4 protein-coding genes are annotated in these 5,598 nt (G+C 45.5%); 3 read left to right on the top strand and 1 reads right to left on the bottom strand.

Annotation, left to right across the window (positions count from 1 at the left end):
- The first annotated feature begins 26 nt into the window (after nt 1–26).
- Nucleotides 27–1,766 carry an ABC transporter ATP-binding protein gene (locus C7B77_RS22700; RefSeq protein ID WP_106310257.1) on the top strand — a complete coding sequence of 580 codons (1,740 nt, stop codon included), beginning with the start codon at nt 27–29 and terminating at the stop codon, nt 1,764–1,766.
- A gap of 498 nt (nt 1,767–2,264) precedes the next feature.
- Entirely contained in the window at nt 2,265–2,912 is a 648-nt protein-coding gene (locus C7B77_RS22695) for a response regulator transcription factor (RefSeq protein WP_106310254.1), read from the top strand.
- Between the two features lie 413 nt (nt 2,913–3,325).
- Here C7B77_RS22695 and C7B77_RS22690 read toward each other — a convergent pair whose 3' ends face one another.
- Nucleotides 3,326–4,597 carry a valine--pyruvate transaminase gene (locus C7B77_RS22690; protein WP_106310261.1) on the bottom strand — a complete coding sequence of 424 codons (1,272 nt, stop codon included), beginning with the start codon at nt 4,595–4,597 and terminating at the stop codon, nt 3,326–3,328.
- Between the two features lie 281 nt (nt 4,598–4,878).
- On the opposite strand from C7B77_RS22690, the gene C7B77_RS22685 reads away from it, so the two are divergent.
- The coding region (locus C7B77_RS22685; RefSeq protein ID WP_181243978.1) for a cob(I)yrinic acid a,c-diamide adenosyltransferase at nt 4,879–5,598 on the top strand (720 nt) is incomplete at its 3' end.

Below are 5,598 nucleotides of genomic sequence, written 5' to 3'. Positions count from 1 at the left end.
CCCCAGTCCCCCCGTCCTTCTAATCGATGTCTCGTTTTCAAAAACTTCTCAACTACCTCAATCCTTACAAATGGCAAACAGCGCAAGGTATTTTTGCGCTATTTGTTGTCAATGCTTTGAGCGTTTATATCCCGCTGTTAATCAGAGATGGAATCGATCGACTGAAGACTTCATTTACTAGCGATTATCTCACGCAACTCGCGCTCTTTCTGGTAGGTTTGACCTCGATTATGTGGGTGGTGCGGATGATTTCGCGGATTCTGATCTTTGGGGTAGGACGCCAAGTTCAAGCTGAGATGAAGCAGAATATCTTCGAGCATATCTTGCGTTTGGAGCCAGGTTATTTTGTGACGACGACGGTAGGAGATTTAATCAATCGATTTACCAGTGACGTTGAAAATATCATGCGGTTGGTAGGGTTTGCAGTGTTGAGTACGGCAAATATTATATTTGCTTACGCGCTCACTTTGCCCGCAATGTTATACATCGATGTCAAGTTGACATTGCTGGCATTGGCTGTGTATCCGTTGATGTTAATTACAGTACAGTTATTCAGTCAACAACTGCGCAATCAACAAGTAGTAGTCCAAGAATCGATTTCGGATTTGAGTGAGTTGATTCAGGAGGATATGAGTGGGATTTCACTAATCAAGATTTACGCTCAAGAAGAAAATGAGCGGCGCGCATTTCGTAAAAAGAACCAGGAATTATTTAATGCCAATCTCAAGTTAGCTGAGTCGCGAAATACGATTTTCCCCATCATTCAAGGGTTAGCTTCGATTAGTTTATTGGTATTATTATGGCAAGGCGGACTAGCGATCGCCAATCAGGAAATTAGTGTCGGTGGCTTTTTATCGCTGATTATATTTGCCCAAAACCTCATTTTTCCGACAGCATTATTAGGCTTTACAATTACGGCATACCAACGGGGTGAAGTTAGTATAGATCGAGTCGAAGCCATCTTATTTAACCGACCCAAAATCGCCGATACACCAAAATCGATCCATTTAGATACACCACTACGCGGTCAAATTTCTGCACGAGATTTTAGCTATACTCATCCTGGGGCTGAGACTCCCGCACTCAAACAGCTTAATTTTACAATTAACGCTGGCGAAACGATCGCGATCGTCGGCCCGATCGGTTCGGGAAAATCGACACTCGCTAATGCTATTCCCCGATTGGTAGAAATACCCGAAAACAGTTTATTTATCGATGATTACGATGTAAATAGTTTGAGCTTAGACGATCTGAGAAAATCGATCGCCTATGTACCACAAGAGAGCTTTTTATTTAGTACCTCGATCGAGAATAATATCCGTTATGGCGAGCCTTTAGCGAGTAGAAGTACTGTCGAAGCCGCCGCACAACTGGGGCAAATTCATTTTGAGGTACTCAACTTTCCGCAACAGTACGATACGATCGTCGGCGAACGCGGGATTACCCTTTCTGGCGGACAACGCCAGCGGACGGCATTAGCACGCGCGCTACTAATGAATGCACCGATTTTGATTCTCGATGACGCTCTCTCTAGTGTCGATAATCAGACGGCTACAGCCATTCTCCAAAATCTCACTCAAACCGGACAAAAACGGACGGTAATATTTATTACCCACCAATTATCTGCCGCAGCAACAGCCGATCGGATTATGGTAATGGATAAAGGCGAAATCGTCCAAACAGGTAGCCATCAGGAGTTAATCGGTAGAGAAGGCTTGTATCAGTGGTTGTGCAATCAAAATCAATTGGAGGAATTATTACATTAAGCTCAAATTCAAGTGGGAGAGTGAAAGTCAGATTGGCGCAGGTAGAGGAAATCTACTTTTAACTGTCGATCGATAGCCATACTAGCTAATTAATTGACAAGAATTTTGGTTACCACTCGATCGCAATCTTAGAGTATTATCTATAGACACCTGTGTTCTGAATAATTCTGGTTGTAGCCTGTCGCACTGTCAAAAATTGAATCTACAAAAGCTTCACTATTCTGGCAAAAGCGGTAGACTATCTCATAACTGTGAATCTTTACACACAGATCCGAAATGGGATCTACACCTGGAAAATCCAAGTGCGCGGTGGGTGTGACACACAATCGCTTATCTACAAAAGTAACAATGATATCTTGCCGATTTCGCAAGGCGAAGGCTACGCCAACGCAGCTATTTTGTTTGAATAAGTTGAATTTTAGGTAGCATCCCGACCCAAATGGGTGGTTAAATACAAATTATCGATCGTTAGAAACGGTTAACTCTAGTCAGAAGATTATGAAAGCAGTTGGTGGAAAAGACCGCAAGCGACTACTATTAATCGATGATGACCCCAATCTCATCTTATTAGTTAGGGATTATTTAGAATTTCGCGGCTATGAGGTGCTGACTGCGGACAATGGTAAAGAAGCTTTGCACTTGCTTTCCCAACATCTCCCCGACATGATTATCTGCGACATCATGATGCCGGAGATGGATGGCTATGCCCTGATTGAAAACGTCCGCCAAGATCAACGTACCAGTTGGATTCCAGTCCTATTTCTCTCTGCTAGAGGACAGAGCCAAGATCGGATTAAGGGTCTGAATTTGGGCGCGGATGTCTATATGGTCAAACCATTCGAGCCAGAAGAACTCGTCGCGCAAGTGGAGTCTTCGCTCAAACAAACTAATAGATTGCTATTACACACCGATGGCATGGGAGACGATAGTTCCCCGATCCAAGTTCCCGCAACTGTCGAATTAACTCCCACCGAACTCAAGGTAGTTCAATTAGTGGCTAGAGGACTCGCCAATAGAGAAATTGCCCAACAGATGAATGTCAGCCAACGCACGATCGAAAGTCACGTCTCGAACATGCTCGGTAAAACCGGACTGAGTAACAGGACTGAATTAGCGCGCTGGGCGATCGAGACGAGAATGGCTTAATTGAATCGATAATTGATAATTAATTCAAAAAGTAGGGTGGGCACTGCCCACCATTCAGGTTGTACGATCGACCAGCAACTGAGTAGGTAGGTGTAATTCTTTATCAAATAGATTGTGTCTGAAACCTAGATGGTGGGCAGTGCCCACCCTACTGGCGTGACCTACTTCATGTGCGAGATCTGGGTTTATTGGGTTTCGTGGGCTTCTACCCAACCATCCCAGCATTAACGGAACGATCGATTAATGCGATCGAGCATCGGTACATTTTGACCCAAGCATTTATATTTAAAATATTCGATCGTTAAACTCGATCGCGATCGATGTTGGTGGTGTTGGGTTTCGCTACGCTCTGCTTGGTGCGCTTTTCCCGTCGGGAAACCCGACGAGCGCGCATCCGCTACCCAACCTACGATCTACTTGCCCTGATAAACTTGCGTCACAACGTTGGCTAATCGCTCCATGGCGGTGGTGATATCTGCATCGCTGGCTGTCAGGCTGATCCGGATGCATTGTTGCTTGTGTGCCCAATCTTCGCGCAATCCGGGGAAGAACGAATTTCCAGGTACGACAATGACGCCGACTTGTTTGAGTGCTTGATAGAGATCTCGATCGGTCATTGGTAAATCTTGGAACCACATCCAGGCGAAAATTGCTCCTTCACCACGATGGAGGAACCAGGGTAGATCTTGAGGCATGAACTTGGCTAATCCGGATTCGAGAACGGTAAATTTGTGTTGGTAATAAGGGCGAATTACACTAGTGGCTAAATCTGCCAAGCGTCCGCTATCAATGGCTTTGGCTGCGATCGCTTGTCCGTAGCGCGACGAGTGAAGGCACATATTAGTCTGAAACGATTCCAGGGTACCGATGAATTTTTCACTACCTAGAGCGATACCGATTCTTTCGCCTGGTAATCCAGCCTTGGAAAGACTCATACAGTGCAAGATATTATCCCCAAAAATCGGGGTCATTTCAGTGAAATTCAGACTGGGAAATGGTGGCGCGTAAGCTGAATCGATCAGTACTGGCGCGTCGTAATTAGCAGCAAGTGCAACAATTTTTTGAACTTCTTCATCTGTCAATACGTTGCCAGTGGGATTACAAGGACGCGAAAACAGGACGCAACCAGTATTTTCGCCAATCTGGAGCTGACTGAAATCGGGACGATATTTAAAACTATGATTGGCAGCGTCTGTATCTAAAGTTGGCTTGTAAGCTAAGACTGAATCTGGGGCGATCGCCATCCCACCATAACCCGTGTAATCGGGACTCAGCGGTAAAACTACCTGTTTCATTTGCCCCGCCGCCGTAGTGCCGCCAAAAGCATTCATTGCATAGAAATACAAACTTTGACTGCCAGGGGTAATTAGGACGTTTCTGGAGGTAAAATTGAGGCCGTAGCGACGATTGAAATCAGTGACGATCGCATCGATTAGTGGTTGATAACCCTGACTCGAACCATACCGACAGACAACCTCGCCATAATCTTTACTATCTAACAACTCCTGAGTATAGTCCCGCCACATTTGCTCGATCTCAGGTAAAATCACCGGATTACCCGCGCTGAGATTGATAAATTCTTCACCTTTTCTAGCAGCGAGAGTTTCTTGAATGTCCTTCATAATGGCGCGAACGCCAGTTAAATTAGACATTTGATTACCGATTTGAGATAGTGCGAGGTTCATAGTAATAATGTGGCGATCGATCGAGCAAATGTTAAAGCCATTATAAACAACCATCCTCCCAATCGACAGATCGGCGCATTGTGAATTTAGGTTTTAGGCTTTAGGGTAATGGGTAATGGGTAATGGGTAAAAGAAATATAACTAGTTTCCTTCTCTCCTTCTCTCCCTCTCTCCCAACTCCCAACTCCCAACTCCCAAAATTTTCCCTCGACATCCAAGACCTTGTTGTAAGATAGACGAGCAGCAAATGCCGATAATCGATCGATTGGGAGTAAAAATCAGTGACTAGAGTTGGGATTGGGATTCGCACGGCAACCAAGCGTAAAGAACGTGCGGTAGGACAAATTCACGTCTACGATGGGGCGGGGAAGGGTAAATCTCAAGCAGCACTAGGGGTAGTATTGAGATCGATCGGGTTGGGGATTGAAGCGGGTGCGGATACGCGGATTTTATTACTTCAGTTCTTGAAAGGTTCCGAACGCGATTATGATGAAGATGCGGCGATCGCGGCATTGAGAAAGAGTTTCCCGCATTTGATCGATCGAGTCAGAACTGGGCGATCTGAATATTTCGGTAAAGAGGAAGTAACAGATTTCGATCGTTCTGAAGCCCATCGTGCGTGGACGGTGGCTAAAGGTGCGATTTACTCGGATCTATATTCCGTGATCGTTCTGGACGAACTCAGTCCCACACTCGATTTAGGTTTGCTCCCGATTGCCGAAGTTGTCGAAATCTTGCAATCGAAACCCGATCATCTCGAAGTGATTGTTACTGGGCGCGATGCACCTGCGGAGCTAATCGAGATTGCCGATTTACATTCTGAGATGAGAGCACACCACCATCCTGAAGCCGCAGCACAAGGGATTGAAGGAATTGAAATCTACACAGGAGATGGTAAAGGTAAGTCTACCAGTGCGCTGGGTAAAGCTCTGCAAGCGATCGGCAAAGGTATCAGTCAAGATGAGTCTCACCGCGTGCTGATCGTCCAGTGGCTCAAGGGC

The organism is Chamaesiphon polymorphus CCALA 037, from assembly GCF_003003845.1.
In the GTDB taxonomy this organism is placed as follows: domain Bacteria; phylum Cyanobacteriota; class Cyanobacteriia; order Cyanobacteriales; family Chamaesiphonaceae; genus Chamaesiphon; species Chamaesiphon polymorphus.
The sequence above is the reverse complement of the archived record's forward strand: the minus strand, read 5'-3'. Positions and strand labels throughout refer to the sequence as shown.

Coding starts and splice junctions, on each gene's coding strand:
- C7B77_RS22700 (WP_106310257.1), top strand. CDS start 27: ATGTCTCGTTTTCAAAAACTTCTCAACTACCTCAATCCTTACAAATGG.
- C7B77_RS22695 (WP_106310254.1), top strand. CDS start 2,265: ATGAAAGCAGTTGGTGGAAAAGACCGCAAGCGACTACTATTAATCGAT.
- C7B77_RS22690 (WP_106310261.1), bottom strand. CDS start 4,597: ATGAACCTCGCACTATCTCAAATCGGTAATCAAATGTCTAATTTAACT.